24 protein-coding genes and 1 pseudogene are annotated in these 26356 nt (G+C 45.3%); 3 read left to right on the plus strand and 22 right to left on the minus strand.

The features are described from left to right. From AC6I5A_RS10985 to AC6I5A_RS11030, 10 genes are all read right to left on the minus strand, one after another. Positions 1-703 (minus strand): UDP-N-acetyl glucosamine 2-epimerase (locus tag AC6I5A_RS10985; protein WP_497900677.1); only part of this gene is annotated, 703 nt, incomplete at its 3' end. Positions 704-808: 105 nt separating this feature from the next. After that, positions 809-1852, minus strand: a complete 1044-nt coding sequence (locus tag AC6I5A_RS10990) for a glycosyltransferase (protein WP_052168034.1) — start codon at positions 1850-1852, stop codon at positions 809-811. Beyond that, on the minus strand, positions 1849-3192 hold the full coding sequence (locus AC6I5A_RS10995; protein ID WP_034615688.1) for an O-antigen ligase family protein: 1344 nt from the start codon (positions 3190-3192) through the stop codon (positions 1849-1851). The genes AC6I5A_RS10990 and AC6I5A_RS10995 overlap by 4 nt, the downstream gene beginning before the upstream one ends. Continuing rightward, complete coding sequence (locus tag AC6I5A_RS11000; RefSeq protein WP_497900678.1) at positions 3189-3782, minus strand: acyltransferase; 594 nt, start codon at positions 3780-3782, stop codon at positions 3189-3191. Before AC6I5A_RS11000 ends, AC6I5A_RS10995 begins: the two co-directional genes overlap by 4 nt. Beyond that, a complete protein-coding gene (locus tag AC6I5A_RS11005; protein WP_034615690.1) occupies positions 3782-5110 on the minus strand; it encodes a lipopolysaccharide biosynthesis protein in 1329 nt (442 codons plus the stop codon). Before AC6I5A_RS11005 ends, AC6I5A_RS11000 begins: the two co-directional genes overlap by 1 nt. A 43-nt stretch (positions 5111-5153) precedes the next feature. After that, positions 5154-5771: a YveK family protein gene (locus AC6I5A_RS11010; RefSeq protein ID WP_034615693.1), complete on the minus strand. Its 618-nt coding sequence runs from the start codon at positions 5769-5771 to the stop codon at positions 5154-5156. 235 nt (positions 5772-6006) lie between these two features. Continuing rightward, a complete protein-coding gene (locus AC6I5A_RS11015; RefSeq protein ID WP_052168035.1) occupies positions 6007-6639 on the minus strand; it encodes an exopolysaccharide biosynthesis polyprenyl glycosylphosphotransferase in 633 nt (210 codons plus the stop codon). A 15-nt stretch (positions 6640-6654) separates the two neighbouring features. After that, positions 6655-7830, minus strand: a complete 1176-nt coding sequence (locus AC6I5A_RS11020; RefSeq protein ID WP_034615696.1) for a DegT/DnrJ/EryC1/StrS family aminotransferase — start codon at positions 7828-7830, stop codon at positions 6655-6657. Positions 7831-7835: 5 nt separating this feature from the next. Continuing rightward, entirely contained in the window at positions 7836-8930 is a 1095-nt protein-coding gene (locus tag AC6I5A_RS11025) for a DegT/DnrJ/EryC1/StrS family aminotransferase (protein ID WP_034615699.1), read from the minus strand. 249 nt (positions 8931-9179) lie between these two features. After that, a complete protein-coding gene (locus tag AC6I5A_RS11030; RefSeq protein ID WP_034615702.1) occupies positions 9180-10028 on the minus strand; it encodes an N-acetyltransferase in 849 nt (282 codons plus the stop codon). 209 nt (positions 10029-10237) lie between these two features. Here AC6I5A_RS11030 and AC6I5A_RS11035 point away from each other — a divergent pair, with 209 nt between their 5' ends. Both AC6I5A_RS11035 and AC6I5A_RS11040 read left to right on the plus strand, forming a co-directional pair. After that, on the plus strand, positions 10238-10471 hold the full coding sequence (locus tag AC6I5A_RS11035) for a type II toxin-antitoxin system HicB family antitoxin (protein WP_034615705.1): 234 nt from the start codon (positions 10238-10240) through the stop codon (positions 10469-10471). A 32-nt stretch (positions 10472-10503) separates the two neighbouring features. Further along, entirely contained in the window at positions 10504-10698 is a 195-nt protein-coding gene (locus tag AC6I5A_RS11040) for a type II toxin-antitoxin system HicA family toxin (RefSeq protein WP_497900681.1), read from the plus strand. Between the two features lie 128 nt (positions 10699-10826). Here AC6I5A_RS11040 and AC6I5A_RS11045 read toward each other — a convergent pair whose 3' ends face one another. The 10 genes and pseudogenes from AC6I5A_RS11045 to clpP all read right to left on the minus strand — a co-directional run bounded on the left by AC6I5A_RS11045 (position 10827) and on the right by clpP (position 22004). Then, the gene (locus AC6I5A_RS11045; protein ID WP_034615736.1) at positions 10827-11870 is read right to left on the minus strand and encodes a Gfo/Idh/MocA family protein; all 1044 of its coding nucleotides are present in this window, start codon (positions 11868-11870) and stop codon (positions 10827-10829) included. Positions 11871-12171: 301 nt separating this feature from the next. Continuing rightward, positions 12172-13527: a nucleotide sugar dehydrogenase gene (locus tag AC6I5A_RS11050; protein WP_034615708.1), complete on the minus strand. Its 1356-nt coding sequence runs from the start codon at positions 13525-13527 to the stop codon at positions 12172-12174. 17 nt (positions 13528-13544) lie between these two features. Further along, positions 13545-15416: a polysaccharide biosynthesis protein gene (locus AC6I5A_RS11055; protein WP_034615711.1), complete on the minus strand. Its 1872-nt coding sequence runs from the start codon at positions 15414-15416 to the stop codon at positions 13545-13547. Between the two features lie 334 nt (positions 15417-15750). Then, positions 15751-15930 carry a teichoic acid D-Ala incorporation-associated protein DltX gene (gene dltX, locus AC6I5A_RS11060; RefSeq protein WP_497900679.1) on the minus strand — a complete coding sequence of 60 codons (180 nt, stop codon included), beginning with the start codon at positions 15928-15930 and terminating at the stop codon, positions 15751-15753. Continuing rightward, positions 15893-16069, minus strand: a pseudogene (locus AC6I5A_RS11065) (D-alanyl-lipoteichoic acid biosynthesis protein DltD); the annotation flags it as partial. The pseudogene AC6I5A_RS11065 and the gene dltX, both read right to left, overlap by 38 nt. Positions 16070-16194: 125 nt before the next feature. Continuing rightward, positions 16195-16848 (minus strand): hypothetical protein, encoded by a 654-nt coding sequence (locus AC6I5A_RS11070; protein WP_034615714.1) that lies wholly within the window; start codon positions 16846-16848, stop codon positions 16195-16197. 238 nt (positions 16849-17086) lie between these two features. Beyond that, a complete protein-coding gene (locus AC6I5A_RS11075) occupies positions 17087-18553 on the minus strand; it encodes an HD domain-containing phosphohydrolase (RefSeq protein ID WP_052168036.1) in 1467 nt (488 codons plus the stop codon). Between the two features lie 759 nt (positions 18554-19312). Then, positions 19313-20083, minus strand: coding sequence for a hypothetical protein (locus tag AC6I5A_RS11080; RefSeq protein WP_497900680.1), 771 nt, complete (start codon positions 20081-20083; stop codon positions 19313-19315). Between the two features lie 194 nt (positions 20084-20277). Then, positions 20278-21165: a UTP--glucose-1-phosphate uridylyltransferase GalU gene (galU, locus tag AC6I5A_RS11085; RefSeq protein ID WP_034615717.1), complete on the minus strand. Its 888-nt coding sequence runs from the start codon at positions 21163-21165 to the stop codon at positions 20278-20280. Positions 21166-21386: 221 nt separating this feature from the next. Next, positions 21387-22004, minus strand: coding sequence for an ATP-dependent Clp endopeptidase proteolytic subunit ClpP (gene clpP / locus AC6I5A_RS11090; RefSeq protein WP_034615720.1), 618 nt, complete (start codon positions 22002-22004; stop codon positions 21387-21389). 236 nt (positions 22005-22240) lie between these two features. Here clpP and AC6I5A_RS11095 point away from each other — a divergent pair, with 236 nt between their 5' ends. Continuing rightward, entirely contained in the window at positions 22241-22867 is a 627-nt protein-coding gene (locus AC6I5A_RS11095; protein WP_052168037.1) for a hypothetical protein, read from the plus strand. 580 nt (positions 22868-23447) lie between these two features. On the opposite strand, the gene AC6I5A_RS11100 is transcribed toward AC6I5A_RS11095, so the two are convergent. Both AC6I5A_RS11100 and AC6I5A_RS11105 read right to left on the minus strand, forming a co-directional pair. Beyond that, positions 23448-24764 carry a DUF445 domain-containing protein gene (locus AC6I5A_RS11100; protein WP_034615726.1) on the minus strand — a complete coding sequence of 439 codons (1317 nt, stop codon included), beginning with the start codon at positions 24762-24764 and terminating at the stop codon, positions 23448-23450. Next, positions 24761-25966: a DUF445 domain-containing protein gene (locus AC6I5A_RS11105; protein WP_034615728.1), complete on the minus strand. Its 1206-nt coding sequence runs from the start codon at positions 25964-25966 to the stop codon at positions 24761-24763. The genes AC6I5A_RS11100 and AC6I5A_RS11105 overlap by 4 nt, the downstream gene beginning before the upstream one ends. Positions 25967-26356: the final 390 nt, after the last annotated feature.

Here is a 26356-nt window from a genome sequence, read left to right on the forward strand (position 1 = left end):
TCGCGAGATAAAAGCCGCCGGCTAACCTTGCCAGCAAAGTTGCAGTTTCCGGAGAGGGCTTGGCAATCTTTTGATAGAAGAGGGCTGCATCATACATCACATCTCCTACGTTTAACACCATGGGGTCGGATTTTTCTTCACCCGTTTTACACACTCCCGCTTCGCCTTTCACCGCCATCGTCGCCGCACTCGCCATCGTAACGCGAAACCCTTCCCGCTCGAGATTCCGAATAGCCGTCTCAGTTGGACAAAATAATACCGTAGAAATACGGTCGGTGAGGATGCGATTGATTTCTTCCGGCATCCGCATATTAAAAGAACGGAGCCCTGCTTCGACGTGGGCAACGGGAATATGGAGCTTAACCGCGGCCAAGGCACCGGCTAAGGTCGAGTTCGTGTCCCCGTAAACCAAGACCGCATCCGGTTTCTCCTGTAGTATGACCGCTTCAATCTTTTCCAGCATTTGACCCGTCATTGCGCCGTGTGTGCCTCCGCCAATTCCCAAATGGTAATCGGGTGAAGGGATTTTCATCTCCTCAAAAAAGATATCCGACATGTTCGCATCATAATGCTGACCGGTATGGACCAGCACTTCCCGGATCTGAGATTCTCCGTGGTTTTCGTTGTGCCTGGCAATAGCGCGGGATACCACTGCTGCTTTGACAAATTGAGGCCGGGCCCCGATAATCGTTAATACTTTCACTCAGTCACCCTCCACCTTCTGCTTCGATAGGAGTAGAGTCCCCCACCGAGGTCTCGAAGTCCAGCTTTAGCTGAACATGTACACTTGGATTAATTTGGTTCGGACTCAAATCAGTTCCTGATAAATCTTTAAGAAAATATCGCGGTTGGCTTTTACTGTTGCCAAACGGTCGATTAGTTTCCGGTTGTGTTCTTGTACTAAAGAAGCGTCCAATTTCAGGGCTGCCTGCAGGAAAGAGGTTGTTACGTCATCGACAAGGACCCCATTCCTTCCGGCTTCCACCCATTCTCTGTTGGCCGGGAGGTTTGAGACAACGGGAAGACACCCGCAGGCCATGCTCTCCAGGAGACTAATCGACGTGGCATCACTTTCGGGAATCGAAACATATAGTTTCGCTCGATTGTAATAAGCCTCATTTTCTTGAGGCGAGAGCCAGCCTACAAAGTGGACGTTGTCCTCAAGGTTCAAAGCCTTGACGAGCTCTTTCAGGGACTCCGTTTGACTGCCGGTTCCGGCAACAACCAGCGTCCAGGTCTCTTGGACACTTTCCCTAAAGTATTGAAATGCCCGGAGGATCGCATCTATACGGTAGAACGATTCATGGAGTCGGTTAGAGTAGATCAGGTTTTCCTTGGCTACAGAAGGGTCCGGCATTACGCCGATGCCAAAGTTGGCGATCCGAATTTCGAGGCGTTTCCCGGGAACCAGCTCTCGCATAATACCCGCCATATACCGGGAATCCGAGGTGAGGATCCGGGCCTTGTCAAGATTATATGTAACCATCTTGCGTAGTAACGAGTTTTGAAATGGGGCAATCAGAATGTCACTTCCCCAGGTGGTCAGCACCATTGGAATCTTGGAGCCACGATTCGCGAAGTTCACAGCCAGAGCGGCAGTACCGGCCATGTGGCAATGGATAATGTCCGGTTGATAGGTACTGATAAGCTTACGGATGGTGTGAATACTTCGAAAAAAGTCAACCGGATGACGCAGGGAGAGCGGTAAGACGGTAATCTTGTACCCATCCGGCAAGGTAGTCCCGGGATCAGCATCGGTAATTACCGCAATATCATCTAACCCGGGTTTAACCATCTGGTAATAGCGCCAAAGATGTATTGAGGAAGGCCCTACTAACAACAGCTTACTCATAGGCGACTCACTTGTTTAAGTGAAAACTCCGGCTCAGACTTAAGCCCCTGCTCAGGTACAGTCTTAAGCTTGGGCCCAGTCTCAAACTCCTGCTCCGCCTTACTATTTGCAAACATAAGGCCGCACAACATGGCATAAAGAACCAGGATGCGCGGTTCAGACAGCGGGTTATTCGTAATGGCACTGACTAAGAGCATGGTCGAAAACAGGATCACACTTTGGGCATAACGTTTCCCGTTCTGTCTGAAGGCAGAGACAAAGGGGATCAAAATCCAGAGCAAGTAAGATAACAGCCCCACTATGCCATAGCGCCAGGCCATAAGAACGTACTCGTTCTCAGAATAGAGGGCATTAATGTAGAAATATTCCTTGTTCGGTCCATAACCGATCCAGGGAGATTTTTGGATCATACCCACCAGGTCCTGCCACACTTTAAGCCGTCCGGTCCACGATTCATTGGCCGACCAGTCTATTGTCCAAAGGGAAGAAATATAAGTAAATTGAAAGACATTGATCAAGACGACGGATGCCGCCCCAATCCCCAGCACGGCCAACAGTTGTTTGATGCTCATTCTGGACAAGAGCCAATAGACTGCAAATACAGACACTAACGATAGTACCCCTGTTTTTGAGCCGCTCATGAGGAGCATAAGTATCGCCAAGCCGGCCAGGATGTAATTTTGCTTATATTCCGGCGACTCCTTTGTGGAATGAGCAATGAAATAAATACTGAAAAAGCCCATCATTATCGAATTATTGTTTGGGTTACCCAGCACCCCCAGCATGCGTTTGACATCCGCTTCCCCGAGACTGTTTACCCCAAAATGAGATAGTTGAAGTTCGTTCGCATAAAAAGGCATGACGATAGGGTTGTAGCTGAGAATGTTAAAATAATGCAGCATGTTTAAGGCAAATACCAGACAGAAAATAACGCGAATCGTCCTGAGAATATCCGTTTGTGAGAAAATCTTCTGCTTGTAAATTAAATAAAAAGTTAAGAGCACTACCCCGAATTTGAACATTTTATAATATTCAAAGTAGTCGCTCATATGGTATAGGCGACCGTTTCCCAGTTGAGTGATCATCATCCAGATCGTAAACAGCAGGAGAAAGAGCATATACTTTTGAATACCGGAATTCCAAGCAATTGTCTTGGACGGCATCAAGAGAAGGGTCAAGAGCATACCGTAGACCACGAAGTCTTCCGGACGAACTTCCGGTAAGCTCCCGGAAAAAGTGATACCCGGTAATAAAAAAATGCTTACTAAAAAACTGTATGCCAGGAACTTCAAAAGATTAAAGCGCTTGACTTGTTCCAGGCGTACTGCAAAATGACTCATACAGTGCCCCCCTTTGCCCAAGCCGTATAGTACTCCTTCAATTCCGGATACTTTTGAAGCATTACCGCATCCGAGACACGAGTGTCGCCGACAACCCGGGCAGGGTTTCCGGCAATCACAGAAAAGTCCGTAAACTCCCCGGAGACATAACTATATGCAGCAACAAGGCTCCCTTTGCCGATCTTCGTCCCCGGCATGATAATGCAATGGGGTCCGACAAAGGAATAGGCTCCAATCTCCACGGAGCCTGTGACATAGCCTATTAAATCCGAGAAATTCCGATACTCCCTGCCGTATAGTCGTATAGACTGGTGGCTGGAATGGGTCAGGATGCTGATATAATTGGTAATCTGACAGCCTTCCCGAATCCGGATATGATGGCTGGCTTCAATAAAATTATAATGTCCGATGAACACATTATCTTCCAGTTCCAAATATCTCGCATTTTCCAGCACGCTGGTATTACTGACCCGGGTGTTCGGCAGCTTTACCCCATTCGGAGAGGTATAGCCATAGATCATCTGGGGTTGAAAGCAAGTATTCAGCGTATAGCGTATTCGGTTTGTAATTTTCGTCCATAAACGATGCACTATATTCCCGCTTTCTTCTTCGAGATCTTAAATATCCACAGGATGACAACCAGATAATAAACTGAAATCGAGCCTGACAGGATATAAAAGCCCATTTTGATATTATGCGCAATAATTCCACCGTAAATAACCGAAAGTATAATCAGGGAATTTCCCACTAAAGCAAACAGAAAATTCTTCTTTTGTTCACCAACAATTATGGGAACTTGGGAAATGGGCGAGACAATAAAGTTGAGAAAAAGCCAGGGCACCAGGATTTGGGCGTAGGTCCCTGCTTCCCACCACTCCTCACCAAAGATAAATCCAAAAATGGGCGGAGCAAAAAGGGCCAGGATTAAAAAAACAGGCAAAGCCATCGCCGCGAGGCTGAGGATTGTCTTCTTAACTAACCCTTGAAGATCCCCGCTGTTTTTGTAGACTTCCGATGCTTTCTGATAAAAGACCTGGGAAACGGAAGCCCCCAAAAGCCCCAGCGGGGCCTGGAGAATACGCAGCGTAAACGAATAAAAACCCAAAACCACGCTTCCGAAAAATGAGGAGATAAGAAATACGACGCCGCTCGACTGTAAAATGTCCACAAAGGCTTGCAGTGAATTGACTTTTGGGAAATCCTGATATACCTGCGCATTCCGGTGCATCCGATCCCAGCGAACCACGGAGCGATATTTTTGCACATCCGGCCAAGCCTGACGGACGAGAACTCCGGCGGAGAGAACTTGCCCGGCTAAGTGTCCCAAAATGAGACCGCTGACACCCATGTGGGCAAAACCCAGTCCCAGATTAACACTGCCATTGGCAACAGACTGGGTGACCCTGGCTGCGGCGAGACGACGATAAAGATTGCGACGCGTCGACCAATAGTTAATAATTTGGTATATGCCGACAGCCAAAACAGCGAGCGGAACGAGGTATAGCCATTGGGCAATTTCGGGCTTGCGCAATAAACCGGCGATTGGAACATTGAAAAACAAAACAATGAGCACTGTCAGTGCGCTGATAATGACGGCAATGCTCAAAGACAAGGCGCCGAGATTTGCCGCATCTTCATCTTGCTTGGGCAACATGATGGCTATTTCATAGCGGGCAGTAACAATCACCGAAATCAAAGAAACAACCGAGATGTATAATGCCAGCAAGCCAAAATCCTCAGGGGTATACAGCCGGGTTAGAATGGGCGAAATCAGGATGGGGATAGCCTGCGCTATCGCTGTACCCGTCATCAGGGTCAAGACATTATGGAGAAAACCGCCTTTGGGCAATCTGTTTTTCAGATCCATCATAAATGGCATTACACAACACCCAGTTTCCCTGGCAAGTAGGTTATCCAACCGTAAATCTCCCGCTTCCTCAAGAGGGAGTGGGACCCCGAGTTCACTTGTTAGTCCCGGCCTTTCCGGCAAACTCAAGCAGGAAAGCCAAAAGAGTCGCTGCCAGGAGGCCGAGTAATCCTACAAGTACTATATTGTTAGTTTTGTTGACATAAACACGCGCTTTCGGCTCAACAGCATGATCCACAACCTGAAGTACCTCAGCATTTTCCATTTCCACTAAACGCTGCGTAAAGGCAGTTACCGTTAGATTGGCAAGTTGGGCCGCCCGTTTCGGGTCCTGGTCCTTAATCGAAATCTGGAGTAATTCTGTTCCTTTAATCGTGCTTACGGTTAATTTTTGCATAAGTTCATCGGGATTTGGCTGATCGGGCAGTGCTGCCGATACTTTTTCTATCACGGAACGGCTTTTCGCAATATTCTGGTAAGTGAGAGAGAGCTGCTGATTGGCTTGTCCCAAATAATACAGACCTTGTCCGTTTTGGTCGCCAATCTTTTTCCCGACTTGAACAGTTGCTTTTGCCTCGTAGGGCATCGGGGGAAACAGAAAGGCGTAATACGCTGCGCTGAGTATTATGGCCAATACCGGTAAGACGATCACCAAAGGCCAACGGCGGCGCATCACACGCCAATACTCGATAAGTGAAAACTCCTGTTTCATAACTTTTCTCCTTCAATAACAATTACAGGTACGGGCAAGCAAATTTACAACTATTATTTATTTACCTAATATTTTGCAATTGCAATCGCTTTTATTCATATATATTAATTTTTATTCGACAAGCCTTTACAATTTCCTGCCCTTATCGTAAAGAGCTCCCTTCAATTAAAAAGGTGCAAATCCAATGGGGTTTGCCCGCGAAAGAAAAAAGACGTCAGGAGCCAAGAGTTTACCGCTAGTAAGCTCCTTTTCCTGTAAAAACGACAACCACAGTTTCCCATAGGATCTCAATATCCCGCCAGAGACTCCAATCACGCACATACTGCAGATCGTAATCCATGGTTTCTCCAAGTGTCAGGTCGCCCCGTCCGTTAACCTGCGCGAGTCCGGTAATACCGGGGGGCATATTTAACCTCTTATACTGTTTTAAAGTATAATGTTTGACGATTTCCGGAATCTCCGGCCGCGGACCCACCAGGCTCATATTCCCGATTAAAACATTGATTAACTGCGGCAGTTCATCAAGACTCGTTTTGCGCAGAAAGCGCCCGCTCCGCGTAATGCGGGAGTCACCTTTTTCCTGAAAGACAAAGTTATCCAGATCCTTGACGTTCTCCAGCTTCGTTTTCGTGATTTGTTCGGCATTTTGCACCATCGTGCGAAACTTATATATCGTATACGGCTGACCCCCTAAACCCACTCGCGTCTGTTTGAAAATAGCAGGGCCGGGTGAATCTCTCCGAATCCAAAGCACAATCAAAAGCCAAACCGGAGAAATAATGATTATTAATATGCCGGCAGCTAAAATATCCAACAAACGTTTTGCTCCAAGCTGCCACCTGGAATAGTTTAATCCGTGATTATCCACCGGAGCTAAATCCCCCTATTTTCGCGTCCTCTCAACAACACGTTGGACAGCATTAATGACGTCTTCCGTATCCTGTGCACTCATTTTTGGATAAAGCGGCAAAGAAATAATCCGTTTATAAATTACTTCCGCCTTTGGAAAGTCGCCCTGTTTATATCCATAGGTTTCCTTATAATAAGGATGCATAGGGACGGGTATAAAGTGAACACTCGTACCGATATTTTCCTCTTTGAGCTCTTCAATAAATTGAGCGCGATCTATTGTTAATTTATCCAAATTCAACTTAATAATATACAAATGCCAAGCATGACGAGCATATTCAAGCTCAACCGGTATTTCAATTTCCGGCATTTTCCCAAATTCCTCGTTATAGCGGGCTGCAATCTTATTGCGAATACCCTGCATTCGTTCCAGTTTCCCAAGCTGTGTCAAGCCAAGTGCCGCTTGGATATCGGTCATATTGTCTTTATAGCCCGGGTAAAGAACTTCGTAATACCATGAACCTGCGGCGGTATAACGATTCCAGGCGTTTCTGCTCATCCCGTGAGCGCTCATGATCCGAACTTTGTCCGCCAATGCTTGATCATTTGTGGTGACCATGCCCCCTTCGCCGGTGGCCAGATTCTTGGTCGCATAGAAGGAAAATGCGGTGGCATCACCGAGAGAGCCGATCATTTTACCTTTGTATTGCGTGTAAACCGCATGGGCTGCATCCTCTAAAACAAACAGATGATGTTCGTCGGCGATAGCCATAATTTCGTCTAATTGTACCGGATGACCGGCGATGTGCACGGGGATAATCCCTTTCGTTCGGGGAGTAATCTTCTCGCGAATTTTGTTCACATCGATATTCATCGTCACTGGATTGATGTCGATAAAAACCGGTTTGGCGCCAACGTGAACGATCACGTTCGCGGAGGATGCAAAGGTCATCGCAGTGGTGATAACCTCATCCCCCTTTCCGATCCCAGCAGCTACTAACGCCAAGTGAAGCCCTGCGGTACAGGAATTCACTGCCACAGCGTACTTTGCGTCAACGTACTCGGCAAAACGTTTTTCAAACTCCTGTGTTTTAGGGCCCTTCGTTATCCAGTTTGATCTCAAGCTATCCACAACTGCCGCAATATCATCTTCTTCGATCAAAGGGACTCCATAGGCTAAAAACTCTGACCTGCGTTTTGGGCTGCTCATCGTAATCATTCTCCTTTATTAACCAACTTTACGATCCACTCTTGCTGTTCGATTGTTAATTCAGGATAACAGGGTATTGCTAAGGCCTGTTCGCAGGCCTTTTCCGCTGCCGGGAAATCGCCCGCTTTATAACCTAAGTCTTTAAAAGCTCGCTGTAAGTGCAGGGGAACCGGATAATAAATAGCGCTGGCCACCCCGCCCTCCGCCAAACGGTCTATCAGGGCCTTTCTTTCGTCAGTGCGAATGACGTAAAGATGATAAATGGGCCTGGCGTTCGGGTCTCGACCGGGTAAAGTCACAGCTTGGGGCAAATGTCGATCATAATAGGCAGCTTTTTCGCGGCGGCCTTGATTCCAACGCTCCAGGTGTTGTAATTTTACTCTCAGGATAGCCGCCTGTATTTCATCCATGCGGCTATTGTAACCGATTTCTTCATGATAGTATTTAATACGGCAACCGTGGAAACGCAGCATGCGAAGCTGCCCTGCAAGATGTTCGTCATTAGTGACGATCATTCCCGCATCCCCGTAGGACCCCAGGTTCTTTGTCGGGAAAAAACTAAACGTCCCGGCGTTCCCTATGGATCCGGCTTTACGCCCCCGGTATTCCGCCCCGATGGCTTGTGCCGCATCTTCAATAACTATCAGAGCATGTCGGGCAGCAATTTCCATGACACGCTCAACATCCAGCATTTGGCCAAAAATATGTACCGGAATTATCGCCTTTGTTCGAGCAGTAACTTTATCCTCCAATTGGTTGAGGTCCATGTTCAACGTCACCGGGTCAATATCCACAAACACGGGCGTCGCTCCAACTTGCGCAACGGTCTCCGCCGATGCGAAAAACGTAAACGGGGTAGTAATGACTTCATCCCCCGGACCTATGCCATAAGCCTTTAGTGTAAGTACTAAAGCATCGGTACCGTTGGCTACCGCTACAGCCTCCTTCGTCCCGCAGAAAGCCGCAATTTCCTTCTCTAAAGTCTTCATTTCCGGGCCCAGAATATATACTGAGGAATCCAGTACCTTTTGGATTGCTTGATTGATGTCTTCTTTGATCGTTAGATATTGAGCCTGAAGATCAAGTAGTGGGATACGCATAGGGAATCTTCCTTTCTTGAATCAGTTTCTTAGCGCGGTCGCACACGTTCGGAGGAAGCTTCTTAGNNGTCGACAGGGTATTTGGCGTGACCGAGAATCCCATGCTGCTCCCTAAGCTAAGAAACTTCCTCCAGCTTAGGTAGAACGGGGATTTGGAACTGCGCTCTAGGCGCTCCGGGGAGCTGTTTCCGTCTTTGACGTAAATGCGCTCACGCGAAAGCTTTCGAACTGTTCAACTTAACCCTGTCCTTAAGGAAGGAGTTCTTCCTCCGGTACTTCTCGAAGGTCTTGGGCTGGGAAACCTTTTTGGACACGTTTTTCCGTAGTGTCTTTCGTAACCAAGGCTCCTGCTGCGACAAAGGTCTCTGGTGCGACTTTTACGCCAGGCAAAAGGATCACCCCTCCGCCAATACGAGCTCCTCTCTGAATGGTCGGACCCTTGATTAATTTGAAACGTTTTTCTGTACGTCCCATAAAATTGTCATTTGTGGTTGTAACCATGGGAGCAATAAACACTCGTTCGCCGATCTCCATATAGGCCGTGATATACGAGCCCGTCTGGATCTTAGTGAACGAACCAATTTTAGTATCATTTTCTACCGCTACTCCGCTGCCGATGACTACGTTCTGCCCAATCGAGCATCTTTCCCGTACTACAGCTCCGTCTCCCACAAAGGCTGCGTCGGCATAGCTCGTCCCTGCATAGAGGACGGCAGAGCACCCAATCGTGAACCCATTTCCCATCCGAAGAGGGGGCAAATCTGCTTGTGCTTTAACCGTACTCGTAGCTGCAGCCTTAGGCAAACGACCAATCGAAGAGTTGCTCCCGATAAAGCCGTCTTCTCCAAGCTCAACTTGCGGGTAAATCGTGGTATGATCCCCTATGCGGGTCCGAGCGCCTAAACGTCCCCCGGCCCCGATACTGACATGATTGCCCAGCACGCTTCCGGCCCCAACCCTGGATCCGTCGCCAAGAACACACCCCACTCCCAAGACGACATTTTCCCCGAGCATAACATTTTCGCCGATCACGCAAAACGGTCCGATGGTTACGCTGGTAGGTACGGTTGCAGTGGAGGCGATTAGATTATAAGTCATTAACTTTCTCCTTTCAAGAGATATGGGGAGAGCCATGATATAACCACTCCATCATTAGGCTTTTGGACCTAATCGTCACTGACTTCAATGTCTGAATATATGGTTCCTCCAGAATTACTGTTCATGTTATACTATAAAGGTAAATGATCTTTAGCTATTGGATACAATAAGCAAAACATAATATTAGATAATAATGGAGGGATTCACAAATGGGTGTTAGATTTAGAATTATTCTTGATTTTGATGAGGAAGACGGCGGTTTCACTGTGACAGTCCCGGCCTTACCTGGATGTGTTACTGAAGGAGATACTATTGAAGAAGCATTAACTAATGCTAAAGAAGTAATTAAGGGTTATCTAAGAGCATTAGAGATTCAGGGCCGTCCATTACCTCAAGGAGAGTTCTTGCCTTTGGAAAAACAAGAACTGGTGATCAGTGTATGACGCCTCGACAACCAAGAATATCCGGCAAGGACATGGTGGCTGCTTTAAGACGAGCCGGGTTTATTTTAGTTTACATTGAAGGGAGCCACCACTACTTAGAACCATCTGGAGGCGGTGCTCTAGTTACAGTACCAGTACATACTAATAAAATTCTAAGACCTAAAACTTTAAAAAGCATCATAGACCGAGCTGGTTTAACTACCGAAGAATTAATAAATTTATTATAAAGTCCTGTTTCCAGGTCAACTGAGACACGGAGGTCGAATTTGGCAGAACCTAGCCCGCTCAAATCCAGTAGGTTGGCCTTAGTTTGGTCTGCGAGCGTATGGACGGAGTGGCTGTATCGCAACTCTCCTTACTCAACTAGCGGAAATACAACAGGCTCCTTCGTCTCCTGGCACTTGTAAATCGCTAAGATAATCTCCAATGCTTTACGTCCTTCTTCTCCTGGAATAGCCGGTTCCCTGTCTTCCCGAATAGCATGGATGAGATCCATAATTAGTTCCCTGTGTCCATAGCCGTATACGTTCGGCGGATCCCCTGCCTGACCGGCGAAGATCTCTTTTTTCTCTTCCTCACTGTTCGGTAATTCCCAGACTTCAATTCGGTTAACGGCTATTCCTCCGACAATAACTGATCCCGTTTCACCGAAGACATTTAGGGTCTCTTCAATGTTTTTTGGATAGATGGTTGAGGCTGCTTCGATAAGTCCGATGGCCCCGCTTTTGAACTTGATAACGGCTGCACCCATATCTTCCATTTCAATTTTGCGCATAAAGGTCGCTGTATATCCAAAAACAGATTCCACTGGACCAAAGGTCCATTGTAAAAGGTCAATGTTATGAATGGATTGATTCATAAGTACCCCGCCGTCCTTGAGCTTAGTCCCGCGCCAAGGTGCTTGAGTATAATAATTATCATTTCGATTCCAACGGACTGTTGCCTGTCCATGAGTTAATTTGCCAAAGCGGCCGTCTTCTAAGGCCGTGCGCAGGAGTTTTATCGAGTCGTTAAAACGGTTCTGGTGTATGACGCCTAATTTAACGCCTGCGTTATGGCAAGCCGCAATCATCTCATCAGCAGTTTTTAAGGTCATGGCCATTGGCTTTTCTACCAAAACATGCTTGCCTGCTTCCGCCGCTGCAATTCCAATCTCAGCATGTAAGTCACTCGAAGTTGCAATAGTGACGACATCGAGGTCATCTCTCTTTAACATCTCTGAATAATCGGTATAGGGCTCTGCTCGATATTTATCGGCAAAGGCTTGAGCCAACTCCGGTATAATATCGCATACTGCGACCAGTTCCGCTTCAGGAAGCGCCAGAATCGACTCCGCATGTTTCGGGGCAATTCTCCCACACCCAATGATCGCAAACCGAATCTTTTTTTCTTCGTTCATCTTCACTCGACAACTCTTTTCTCTCTTATTTATAGAAAACTTGGCTAACGCCAAGCCTTCAGGCGATGACCGGGGATGGTCAAGTATCCCTGTAGCCAGGACTCGAACAGGACGTTCAAGATTTGAGCATCGCCATGGATGGCGGGATGCCGAATGACGCGAAGGGACCTTCCGGAAAGTATAACTGTCAGTTATACTTTCTGACCGGTATGGCATAAGTTTAAGGGGAATCTGCCGATTCCCCTTAAACCCGGATACTTGAAGATCAATCCATAAATTCAAATACCCAGGTCGTTTCACTTTAAATTTTAACAATCTTCTCTCGATTTTCCAGGACATTTTTTGTGGCATTACGAGTATCCACTACGAGCCGGGCTTTGGCAACTACACGCTCATAATCAACGTTACTATGGTCTGTAAGGATTAATACACTGTCAGCTGTTGCGAGCACCTCATCTGTTATAGGCATGCTCTCCAGGTGGCGAGTACTGCCACCGTGTGGCTCAATGACCGGAATAAATGGGTCATGATACGTAATATTCGCTCCCTGTTTACGCAACAGCTCCATAATCTTCAAGGCTGGTGATTCGCGCATATCATCAATATCTTTTTTATAAGCTACACCCAGGATGAAGATTTTAGCATCCTTCAAACTCTTATTTTCGTTGTTCAGAGCACGAACTACTTTATTGACGACATAATATGAAACTTCTACGTTCATTTCTCCGGCAAGTTCTATGAAACGGGTATGGAAATCGTACTCCCGCGCTTTCCAGGTAAGGTAGAACGGATCGATGGGAATACAATGACCCCCTACGCCAGGTCCTGGATAAAAGGTTTGGATGCCAAACGGTTTTGTTCCGGCGGCTTCCACAACTTCCCAAATATCAATCCCCATTCGGTCACAGAGCATCATTAACTCATTGACCATAGCAATATTTACAGCCCGGTAGGTGTTTTCAAAGACTTTGGTCAGCTCCGCTGCGGCCGGAGAGGATACCGGAACTACATTGATAATCGTCTGGACATACAGGGCATATGCAATCTCTAAGCAAACCGGGGTCATCCCCCCAACCACTTTAGAGGTATTTTTCGTGCTAAAGCGTTTGTTGCCCGGATCGACGCGTTCTGGGGAGAAAGCGAGGAAGAAGTCCTTACCTACCTTAAGTCCCGTCTTTTCCAATAAGGGAAGAATAACTTCCTCCGTGGTCCCGGGATAAGTCGTACTTTCCAAGGTGATTAACTGCCCTGGGCGGAGATAGTGTACAATTCTTTCTGTAGATGCCCGGATGTAAGAAATATCCGGATCACGGGTAATGGTTAAGGGGGTGGGAACACATATAATCACTACGTCACATTCGGCCAGTCGGGAAAAATCCACAGTAGCAACCAATAGGCCATTGCGCACCACATTTTGGAGATCTTCATCCAAAACATCCCCAATATAGTTGTCCGCTGCGTTCACGCGTCCGACACGTTCAGCATTAATGTCAAAACCAATCACGGGGAATCCGACCTTACCTTTTTCTACAGCTAAAGGGAGTCCCACATACCCTAAACCGATAACCCCAATTAGCGCTTCGTGCTTGAGGATTTTTTCTTTAAGGGCAACTGCGACTACATCTTCGCTCGTAATGACGTTCTTAGCGGTCATCATATTCCTGATTTTCCTCCTTATTGATTGGCTACTGCTTTTACTGCCTGCTTACGAAAGGTAGGAATGACTGTCTGTAATAATTCAATAACTTCATTTCGCGTTAAATAACTGCCACGCTCCCGAATAATATGGGTTAGCTCTTCAAGGAGTTTAACGTCAATCCCGTTCGGTTTCGCTACAAAAATTCGGCTGTGTTTGGTTGAAGTGATTCCTTCTTCGGCCGTTAATAATTCCTCAAAAAGCTTTTCGCCCGGCCGAATCCCTGTGAATTGGGTCTTGATATCAACATCGGGTTCGAAACCCGAAAGCCGAATTAAGTCTTTGGCCAGATCCACAATCTTGACCGGCTTTCCCATATCCAAAATAAAGATTTCTCCGCCCTTAGCCATGGCCCCTGCCTGAATGACTAATTGGGCGGCCTCCGGGATCGTCATAAAATAGCGCACCATATCAGGATGGGTAACCGTTACCGGACCTCCTTTGGCTATCTGTCTCTTGAACGTTGGGATGACGCTTCCGTTGCTTCCTAAAACATTTCCGAACCGAACTGCTACAAACCTGGTTTGTGAATGACGGTCCAGGCTTTGAATCAACATTTCGACGATTCGTTTGCTTGCTCCCATAACGCTGGTTGGGTTAACCGCCTTATCTGTGGAGATCGAGACGAAGGTTTTTACTCTTGCTTTGTCGGCTGCTTCCGCCAGATTTTGTGAACCAATTACATTATTTTTCAGGGCTTCTTCAGGATTTCGTTCCATTAAGGGGACATGTTTATGCGCTGCAGCGTGGAAGACGACGCCTGGCTTATATTTTTCAAAAATTAAGTCCACTTTCTGTCGGTCTTTAATATCCAATATTTCCGTTATATAGTCGATTCCTGGGTGTTCGGCACGTAACTCCTGTTCGATCTCAAAAATGCTGTTTTCCCCATGTCCAAGTAAGACAAGTTTCCCTGGATTAAACCTGGCAATCTGACGGCAAATTTCAGAGCCAATTGAACCGCCGGCACCAGTGATAATCACCGTCTCTCCAGAAACATAGCCCGCAACTTCTTCTAAATCAACTGAAACAGGATCTCGACCCAGTAAATCTTCCACTTGAACCTGTCTAATCGGATTAATATTAATATCCCCGCTAATGATGTCATAAACACCGGGCATAATCTTAATGTCGACCCCAGACTTTTCACAGATTTGCACGATTTCGCGAATAGACTCACCTGAGGCGGAAGGCATGGCAATAATAACTTCATCTACATTATGATCTTTTACTGCACGGACAATATCCTTACGAGTACCCAACACCGGAATTCCGAGTACCTTCAATTTGACCTTTGAGCGGTCATCATCAATAAACCCGATCGGGCGTCCATCCCGGTAATTACGATTTTTCAGTTCTCGAGCTGCTAAGACGCCTGCATCGCCTGCCCCCACAATAAGTACTTGCTTTTGCGAGCCAGGAACATGGCGGTCATATCTACTATCTTGTAAGATCCGCCAAATAAAACGCGAACCCCCGATTAAAAGGACCATAGAGAACCATAACAACACAGAAGCAGAGTTCGGAATCCTAAAAGGAAGTTTGGCAGCCGTAGCAACGCCATATAGATAAACCGCTGCCGCCGTTCCGCCCGTTCCGACGGTTACTGCGTAAACAATGGAAAGTAACTCCCCCGTACTTGCATACTGCCAAAGCCGATTATATAATCCAAAGATATAAAATACTGCGATATATATAATAGTCGCCGCAATAGCTGTGTGATTATAGATTTGATAATCCTCTAACTTAATATCTCCAACAAAGCGCAAATAAAAACTGCCGAAAGCTGCCAGGTTGATCAACATAGCATCAATCAGCATTAACAGCCACGTTCGTTTGCGAAATAACATAAAGACCTATCCTTTCTCAGAGGAAAGCAACTTTATCTCCAATCTCTTCTCTATATTACAGTTTTACATTTTACTATAGTTTTTGTGGTTTTACAACTTTCGCCCTTTTCTCGGTCTCTCGGACATTTAAATACCCCTCTCCTCGCTAAAAGAAAACAGTTTAACATAGTGGAGGCCTCCGATAGACCGCAACTTCAGTTAATAACAGTGCAAAAACCCTGGTGTTTAGCTTATAAAAACCTCGTTTGGGAATTTCTATTTTCTTGAATATGAGTGTTAAAATAAACGTCCAGAGAAAATGAGCCAATGGTTTGGAGAAGCATAATATCACGTCCTAGAAATTATTATAAATAAATGGGGCCGGGGTATGCTGCTTTTGGACAACGTATAAAAAGAAAAGGAGCATAAGGATGAGATAATAATAAAAGGCTTTACCTGACCAACGTAAGGGGGATTTCCAACGTCGAAACCCGACGCTATTTTTCATGGAATTGAACCAGTGATTGATTGACATAAACCCACCCTTTCCAGCCGATATGCATGATGTCTTTCAAAAAATACTTCTCATACTCTTTATCGGAAAAATCAGCCACTGTAAACCCCTTTTCTTGAATCATTTGTTTAACACGCCTATAATAACCCGTTCGCTCCTGAAGTGGGAAACCTAATCACCATAGCCGCTCTCCCTGAGCTAATGAGCGCAGAAAACTTCTTTGTAGAAAAAGAGGACTACCTTGTCGTTGTCGACGGTAGTCCTTTTATCATTACAGGATTGACCTTACCGGATTGAGTTTTCGCCTGTAATCATCCAGCGCGAATTCTGTTTCAACAGATTAACCCGGACCTGCACGATTTGTTCATGCTCTTCCCCGAAGGAAGCCCTATCCGCCAGGCTATAATCCCTTGCCTTGTAACGGTAATCCACTCGGAGTGTGGCTGTATTCGCGTCTGCACTTTCTACGGCAACCTGGTCAAAGGTTATTTGAGTGACATCTAAACCTATGCCTTGAACCAGGAATTTTTCCGCTCGTCGGGCATGTTTTTCTATTAGTTCCCCCGTATAGGCTTTGGCTAGTTTGAGACGAAAGGTATCTATATCCGCCGACTTCCAAGCCCCGAAGAAAATACCGATATCCTGCTTATAGTCTGCTACGATTTGTTGCTCCGCCTGATTTAAGATCGAATCCGGATTAGCGCTATCCAAGGCGGCGTTAGTTTCGGAAAGATTATCCTGTTCCGTGTTAAGGACCGGAGGGGTTTGCGTCGTGTCATTTACCTCTCCGGTAACCGTTTGAATGTGGTCTTGACCACGAAGTTTGGAGATAAAAGACCCCGGGGAGCTTGGATTCGTGAGTAAAGATACACCCAATGTTCCCACTATTACACCAAGACCTAAAGCCAGAACTCCAAATAACAAATTCATTTTACGCATAAAGACACAATCTCCTTTAACCAGTTTTATTACTAGCTTAACCAGCGTCAGAAGATCTTAGACATCAACAGTATTAAAAAAGGAACGGTCCATTTGCAGGAAGAAATCCCTTAGCGCCTGCTCATTCATTCTCATCACCTCTAAATATTTCCTATGTGGATATACTTAAGACCAGTTTTTTCTGTTTCCTTCGGCAAACCTACCCCTGTGATTGCATTCTTCCCTCTTCCCTCACAGCTTATCCAATCCCGAAAGGGTTATTTTGAAGTTGATATCGATTTTCTTTTATCAGTCTGACACAAGCGGCAACTATACTTTCATCATATAATTTACCGGCATTTTTTTGGATCTCGTCCATAGCTTTTTCAATCCCAAGAGCCGGCCGATAAGGTCGGTGTGAGGACATGGCTTCAAATGTATCCGCAACTGCCAGTATTCGGGCTTCGATTAATATGTCCGGGCCTTTTAAACCTTTTGGATATCCGCTTCCATCCATTCTTTCATGGTGTTGCAAAACAATCTCCGCAATTGGCCCCGAAAAGGGAATTTCTTTGATAGTATCATATCCCGCGGCCGAATGAGTCATTACCAGCAACCTTTGGATTTCACCTAGTTGGCTGGTCTGATTCAAAATATCCATTGGTACATATAATTTACCGATATCATGTAAGGTCCCGGCAATTTTTATATTTTCGATTATGTTTTCGGAAACACCTATTTCTTGAGCAATAGCACAAGCCAAATTGGCTACCCGTTCCTGGTGTCCTGCAGTATATTGATCCCGTTTTTCAGTGGTGATAGCAAGAGCATGGACAGTGCTTTCTAATATGACTTTCAACTGGTCGTGACTCCTTTGCAATTCCTCTTCCTCGCGCTTGCGTTCAGTTATGTCACGTATTGTTTCAATTGCTCCCACTACCTGTCCCTGACTGTTATATATGGGAGCAGCCATGCCCCACATGATCTTCTGCTCACCCTTCAAATAGGCTAAATTGTTATCCGATATCAGTATATCTCCTTCCCTCCGAAGGTGAGTATACATATGACTGATATTTAGGCTGGGGTTCACTATCAAATCTATCAGCATGGGTCGGCGATTACCATTATATAAAACCCATCCGTGTTCATAATTATCCTTACCTAACATTGATTCCGCAGTATAGCCGGTTATTTCCACCATTGCGCGATTCCAATGCAATATCTTCCCCTCTCTATTGATTACCAAGGTTGCGTCAGGCGACGATTCAATAATATCCATCAACTCATGCTTAGAGTTTAGCAGCTCATTCTTAATAAGAATACGTTCGGTTATATCTTCCAGTAAAAGAATTCCGCCTACTATTTTATCTCCTTGTTTTAACCTTGATGCCTTAGCCATAACCACCATTTCTCTTCCATCCGGGGTACGTATAGATAGCTCTCTTTCTGAAGCATCCCGGTCCAAATATTCTTGGATATTACGCAGGTTTTTATCATGGTTAGGCTCGGTCAGCAAATCCACAATCTGTAATGCAGAAGATTGCTTGTCTGTAAATCCCAGCCAGGATTTCATCTTCCGGTTCATAAACAGTATCTTGCCGTCAAAATCAAATATGCACAAATAGCTGTTAATCAGTTCCAAAGCTTTTATTAATGCCTGCAACTCTATTTCCCCAATATCTGATTGGGGTTCTAAAAAACCGAATGAGTTATTATCTTGTGCCATAGCGATTCGCCTCCCTATTACCTGCTCTTATTTCCTCTTAATCTTCTAAACATGCAAAAATCATCTTAAATCACAATATAAGTAAATTAAATCCAGATATCTCCGAATATCTCTCCTATACTGTATAATTCAATATAACGGAGGTGAATTCCTGCTTTTAGACTAGAAATGGAGGGTTCCTGCACCGAAATCATGATTTATCAAAAAGAATTTCTCTTAAGATGTTCTCTTTCATACTTTTATAATACCAAATTCGCAAGTAAAGGGTGACTCTAAACTTATACTTTCTGACCTGAAAATGACCTATTTTCATTCATCAGTGGTAACGCGCTGCGGCATGGGAGTCTGATACGTCAAGTAAACTTGTCTAGCGCCAGGCCTTGAGGCGATGACCAGGAATGGTCACATCAGTTAATACTTTCTGACCCGTATTATATAAAGCGCAGGGCCTGTCCCTGTAGGGCAGGCCCTGCGCTTTATATTCAGTTTTTCGAGACGAAAACCACAACAACTAAATTCGTTTTTCAACCTTGATACTTACAAGGTCACACATTCACTTAACTTAGTTGCCTATTCAGTTATCTAAACCCATGAATCAATAAACTTTTTAATCATTCCTCTAATTTCGTTTTGAGAATTTATAAGGACAAGAGCCATCGTGTACCTGGGAAACAATTCAGTGTGTAAATAATAGCGCATATAATACTTCGTCTTAAGTTCATTTCCTTCCTACTGTCAAAGCTTACTTAATGAACTGAATTATGTCCGTTTGGTTGCAAACGGCGTCGCCCCGTAGATTTTTGAACTCAGATCATTACGCATAATATGCGTATCCAAATCATGAATTCCTTGGTGGAACTGTTCAATCCGCGTTTTATCTTTTGAGTCAAAAGCGTCGATTCCGCTGTTCAAAAGCACATCTAAGTAACTGGTGAATGTGACGGCTTTGGGAGCATTCGCTTCATTGTTAAACTGCTTGTCCAGGAGTGTTTTATGAAACACAATATACTTCTTAATGTCTTGCTCGTTCATCTGCGGACCCGCGGCCGGCCCAAAGAGAAAACCGTCTACGTATTGGTGAATGTTCCACGCCGAACCAAAAATTAATGATTTAGCATCATTGCTTAAGGCGTTCTCACCAAAGTACATAGCAACAGACGGCGCCGGGTCTATTAGGTTATTGTTCGGTTCCCTATATTTACTTTTGGAACCAGTGTCTCCTTGTGAAGGTACCGTAATTGTAGTAGCCGCATTAGCTGCCGACTGCACCGTTCCAGGTGTCCCATATGGAGCCGTACCATTTGATATGCCATTTTCTCCGTTGATCTCAGCGGCTCCATTCGAATCAACGGCTGGGGATTGAATGACTACCTGATCGGTATCGGTGATGGCACTTTGTTGCCTAAAAACCTTCCAGGCACTCGGGCCATAAACCCCGGCAGCAACAACAGCACCGGCCAGAACTAACGTCCCGGCTAAGGTCACAACCCTCTTTTTGTCCATAGGAATTAGTGATCTTATTGATCTCATTGGTCTCTTCCCTCCTTAAACTTTTATTTACATTACGTAGATATTTTACCATTTATTAGGAGAAAAGAGTGTCGTTTTTGCTGTAAAGCTTAAACCATTTTCCGTCATCTGTTTTCGAGAAATACTCTAAGGATCCTGTCCGTCCCTAAATTTCGCGAAGATGATGCAGCATTTCCAAAATAAGATTCAGATCACTATCTCTCAATTTCTGCTTTTCGAACCAATACCCGCAGGTAATTCATGAGAGCTTCCGTAAGATCTCCCCGGCGCAAGGCATATTCGATCGTCGCTTCCACAAAGCCCAACTTGTCTCCAACGTCATATCTCCGACCTTCGAACTCATAGGCAAGGATTTCCTGAGATTGACCCAATTCCTTGATCCCATCCGTGAGCTGTATCTCCCCACCCTTCCCCGGCGGAAGGGCACTCAGAATATCAAATATCTCTGGATTTAAAATATATCTTCCCATTATGGCTAAATGAGTTTCCGGAGCGTCTTCCGGACGGGGTTTCTCAACCATATTCCTGGCACGATAAAGCCTTTCGGCAAACTTTTCGCCATCCACGATCCCATATTTGGACGTATCCTGGAGAGGAACTTCCTGAACCCCTACGATACTGGCCCCATGGCGCTCGTACTGATTCATCATTTGGCGCAAAACTGGCACTTCGGAATGAATGACATCATCCCCTAAAAGGACCGCAAACGGTTCATTTCCGATAAATTTTCGGGCACTATAGATTGCATGCCCCAAACCTAATGCTTCCTTTTGCCTGACGTAATATATATCCGCCATCTGGGCGATATCCTGTACCAAATCCAGAAGTTCATCTTTTGCATTTTTCTCCAGAAACGCTTCCAGTTCCATCGAGCGGTCAAAGTGATCTTCGATAGCCCGCTTATTGCGTCCTGTAACTATGATAATATCCTCGATTCCGGATTGAATAGCCTCTTCAACAATAAATTGGATGGTTGGTTTATCCACAATGGGCAGCATCTCTTTTGGCTGAGCCTTTGTTGCCGGCAAAAAACGAGTTCCCAGCCCGGCTGCCGGGATTACGGCTTTACAAATTTTACGCATTCATTAACTCTCCTTATATAAATACTCTTAAATTAAGTTACTTCTAAACACTTAAATGATCTATTTGTATGGAAAGCTTAATCGCTAATTATTTTGTATTAAACCACAATCTAAAAATTGTTAATTTCAATTTTAGTATAATTGTAAAAAATATGCAAATTTATAAAACGAGAACATTTGTCCTCGTTTTATAAAAGATACCTGTCTTAAAGTGTTCCCTCTCACTTCTTGGTTTCCTTAATCTGTTTTGATCTGTCTAAAACCTGATCAACCAGACCATATTCTTTTGCCTCTTCTGCTGTCATATAGTAGTCTCGTTCAGTATCCTGCGCGATTTTCTCAATGGGTTGCCCGGTTTTCTCGGAAAGAATTTTGTTTAGCTTAGCCTTGGTGCGGAGCAGTTGCCTAGCGTGAATCTCAATCTCGGTTGCTTGTCCGGAGAGCCCATGCCCACCGATTAATGGCTGATGAATTAAAACTTCCGAATTCGGCAGCGCGTCCCGCTTACCTTTCGCGCCGGCGGCAAGGAGGAAGGCCCCCATACTGGCTGCCATCCCGACACAAATCGTATGAACATCCGAGCGTATGTGCTGCATGGTGTCATAAATGGCCATTCCGGCTGTGATCGAACCACCAGGACTGTTGATATACAAATGGATATCTTTTTCAGGATCTTCTGCTTCGAGGAAGAGCATTTGTGCCACGACTAGATTGGACATATCATCATCAATTGCACCGCCGAGGAAAATAATTCGGTCTTTCAAAAGACGAGAGTATATATCGTAGGAACGCTCCCCACGACTTGTTTGTTCCACAACCATCGGGACGAGATAACCCATTTATTATTCCCCCTATTCATCTGAATTAATTAATTAGTACTGCATTTAACCCATTATATTCTGACCGATTAACTTTATTTTATTACAAAGGTCAGTTAAGGTCAAATCATTTAATTAACAAACTTGCAAAGTATTCTTCGATTTCAACTTTCTACGACGCGCAAAATTTCATAACCCTAACTTGTTCTATGGAATATACTGGTATTATACATCCGCGGAAAGGTGGTCGTTAAAAGGTGGACTATTATGGAACTTATCCCTTAAACCCAGGCATTATTCGAAAGTATACGCCCCCATTTTCAAACTCCCAATATTGTACCCCTCCCTGCAAACAGATCCTTCCCTTAAACCCGACACTCAAACTTGGCTATTGGGAGTTCTTATCTCCCGCGCTTTTGGGAGCAACCGGAGCGCTTTTCCTGAGCCTTTTCTCGGATAGCGATCATGTAGCGGACCGCTTCGGGGAGACTCTTTTTAAACTCTTTATCGTTTGGTATGCTATCGGCGCTTCAGTCGCAGCTTCCTTCGCAGTTACTGATGTTATAGTACGCTCCAAAGCCCCCCACGACCGCCTGCTCTATTCCATTGGGGGAGTCCTTGTCTCAGTCATCTTACTTTTCAACGCAGAATATCTCCTCCTCTACCGATTTTTTCCTTCCAGCTTTAAGGGGGATGTAGGAGATAACTTTTGGACCCAACTCTTTTCGTTTTTATATTTAAGCATTACCAGTATTGCTACTGGTAACTTAGGAGACATCATGCCCGAAAATTTGACTGCTCGTGCTTTAATCGCCACAGAAATGGCATTTTACCTGTTTACAATGGCTATAGCAATCCAGCTTCTCCTGGCTCGATTAAATTAAGCGTTAATTCAGAAACTCTTACCACTTTATTTTTTGGGGACTGTGTTTTCACACAGCCCCTATGTTTAACAGTCAAAAAGCATAAGGAAAATGGGACCCCCCAATAGGAGCCCCATCTTTTCCGACCATATTTTTAGGCATATTTTTTAGAAGATAACTCCCAAAGCAATTAAGATTAAAATCGCAATCGCAATAATCCCTACGCCTACACACGTACCTACGGGAGCAACGGGGCGACAACAGGCACCACCATATCCGTACATATTGTTTTACCTCCTTCAAGTTAAGTTATTGAACGTGAGATGCCAAGAGTTTAGAATACGATGCCCAATGCGATGAGAAGCAAAATTATTACAACAACGATCGCGATACCAGCTCCTACTCCACCGCATCCAACTACACCAGGTCCGCCAGCTCCGAGTGCCATTTTGAATCCCCCTTTCTTGTTTATACATCATACGCTTATAAAGATTTTATGTTCCATTTATTTCCATTGAATACATTTTTTATTGTGCAGCTCAGAAGGCAAAGGATCTGATAAGACTAACCACTATTGATATCCGGTGTTCGGCTTGGCATCTCATCGGATATAGTTCATTATCACAGGTATAATGATGGGTTCATAGACAAAATCCAGGAATAAAAACATGAGGAGCCCGACAACCCCACCAATCATCGACCCATTAATCCGGATCCATTGGAGGTCGTTACCTGCCTTCTCCTCAACAAATCGATTGAGATCCTGATCAGTATGCGCAGCAAGGGTCTCCCTGACCATGCCGCCAATCAGGTCATGTTCATTCTGAATCACCCGACAAAGAGTATCCGCAAGGAACGCATTGATCCTTGCCCGTAGTTCCGGGTTATGCTGAACGCTAACCCAGTATTTCTCTACGTAAGGATGAATCGTACGATACAAGGCATTCGGCTCCGAAGGAGTAGAGGGAGATGAGGCGACTTTCAGTGCTTCCCCAAGGACAAATTCCAAAAATCTGCTAAATATGCCATCGTTCAATATGTCCTCCTTCCATTGCTCGACTTGAGTGCAAAACCGGGTATCAAACTCTAATTCTGCTACCCTATTTAGAAGCATATCCTTAAGCCTTATACGCAAAGAATCCAGCGGGTCTCTAAATTTACGTAAGGTTAGGAGCAGCTCCGCTTGCAGCGCATCGGCCGCTTCGTCGAGGTTTAACCCATCTGACATTTCTACAAACCCCATCAAAGTGCGAAATATTGCCCCACCATTGCTTACTTTTTCTTCTTTAATTTCTTCAAGGTAACGGAGAATGGTCTGACGTGTTTCTTCATCAGCTGCTTTATCCCAGAGCCCTTCTGCTAAGCAATCCATTCCCAGATCGATATAGCCATGTTTTAACGCCCACCCACTTATACCCTGCACCCTTGGCGCCAGGTTCCAGGTCTTCGCTGTGCAACGGATAAACGTGGCTAGTTTCTCCGCCAGTTGGGCCGGTTCCTGTTTTTCCGCATAACGCCGAAGGTAGACCAAAGCCTTGTCAGTTAGGTAAATTGAGCCGCCTGCTTTCTCCACGCTTAGAAGGAGTCCTTCAATAAAAGGAATTCCCTCAATTTTCTTACGAATTAAAGTCATGTTCAGTAACTCTGTTTGCACGATTGACGCCACAGCTTCGATCACCTTTTCGCGATTTCGAGGAATCAAGGCAGTATGATAGCCCCAACCCAGTGGCTTTTTGAAAATCGCTGTTACCGCAAACCAATCAGCAATTCCGCCCACTAAGGCCGCTTCCGAGACAAAAAACATCAGTCTGATTCCGAAGTTACCTGGATTAAAGTATTCTAACACTGCAGCACTCAAGAAAAAGAGAAAAACGGCGGCCAAGGTAATATTTGCCCTTCTGTGATAATTCGTTTTCATGCTAACACCATCCTAAGGACGTAGATCAGCATTCCGGTCAGACCGCCTACTACCGACCCGTTAATCCGGATCATTTGCAGGTCATTACCCGCTTTGTCCTCAATCAATTCAACAAGCTTGTCATCTGTCAGAGGGTCCAAACCTTCACGAACCATATGTCCAATGGCATTGTGGCGTAATCCAATCTGTTTATCGAGGATAAGCTTGACCCTTTCATCCACTTTCAACCTGAGAGAACGATTGCACTCTAATATTCCAAGGTACTCATCGTAATTATTCCATAAATCCCCCATAAAGTGTTCAATTATCGAGCGCACCTTTTCCGTGCTTGTCCCCCTGAAAGCCGGGATGTTAAGGCAAAACCGATTGAGGCTTTCCTGAAGCGAGGGTTTTGTCTTAAGTTCCAATACAAAGCGGAGTAAAGAATCCTTTAACCACCGTTCAACTGTACCGTCCCGGAGCGCCTTTTTGATCTTTTCCTGGAGACCATGCGCCAGAACAGAGGGTGCAGGAAGAAACTTTATGACCATTTTACGCGTGGCATTATTTTCACCATACCTGATCAGGGCTGCTTCCATCATATTCATTAGGGCAGCCTTGACCTCAGGCTGCTCCACATATTCATTAGTTGCCCGGCAAATAACTGACAAAACCTGGTCAACATCTCCGTGGTCTAATGAAAATTCCAGGACCTCGGCCAAAGTTTGCGAGAGATTCAGGCTACCCAAGTTATCTTGAAGTAAGCTCTGAAGAATCAGCGTGAACTCCCCTTGCTCCATATGTCTAACGATATCCCCCGCAAGATTGGTCAGTAAGGGGATAACGGAAAGCTTAACCTCCTCCTTGCCCAAGATCCGAATGAGCACGCCTGAAAAATCCCAAGCGGATAATTTGTGTCGAAGTGCGTCCTGTGAAAGTAATTCATGCTGTACCATATCCGCCAAGGCCGCAAAAATTCGTTCTCGGTTTTGTGGAATAATCTCAGTGCGAAATACTTTGCCCGGTCGAATTCCCAGGGGACGTCGAAAAAGCGCTGTCACAGCAAACCAATCGGCAAGCCCCCCGATCATGCCCGCGCTACATCCACTGGAGAGGAGCCCCCCGACAAAACTCGCATGAAACGGATAACTGAGCAAAAACCCAAGGGTAATCCCCCCCAATGTAAGATTAGCCGTCTGGGTATTATCTCTTCTTTTAGTCATTATTTTTTCCACCTACTAAGACTTTAAAATATATCCTTACGCACGCCCTGTAAACACGCAAAGCGCATCTGCCCAATAAACGCAAATCGTATCCCGGGATCATCCGTCGTTTCAAACTTCTGTATTGGACACAAGCTAGGGGAAGTTTCTTAGCTTAGGGAGCACGGAGAGAGGAGTCGCGTCAATGAGCGCAGGCGATAAGGCGTTATAAACCGCGTTGGTTTACATTCAAAGAAGCCCGGAGGTTACGCGGTTTAGCCTTAGCGACAAGCGAATAGCGACGGAACGTGTGCGACTGGGCTAAGAAACTACCTCCTGAACGTGTGCGAACGGGCTAAGAAACTACCTCCTGAACGTGTGCGACTGGGCTAAGAAACTACCTCCTGAACG

Source organism: Desulfosporosinus sp. Tol-M2 (assembly GCF_059735615.1).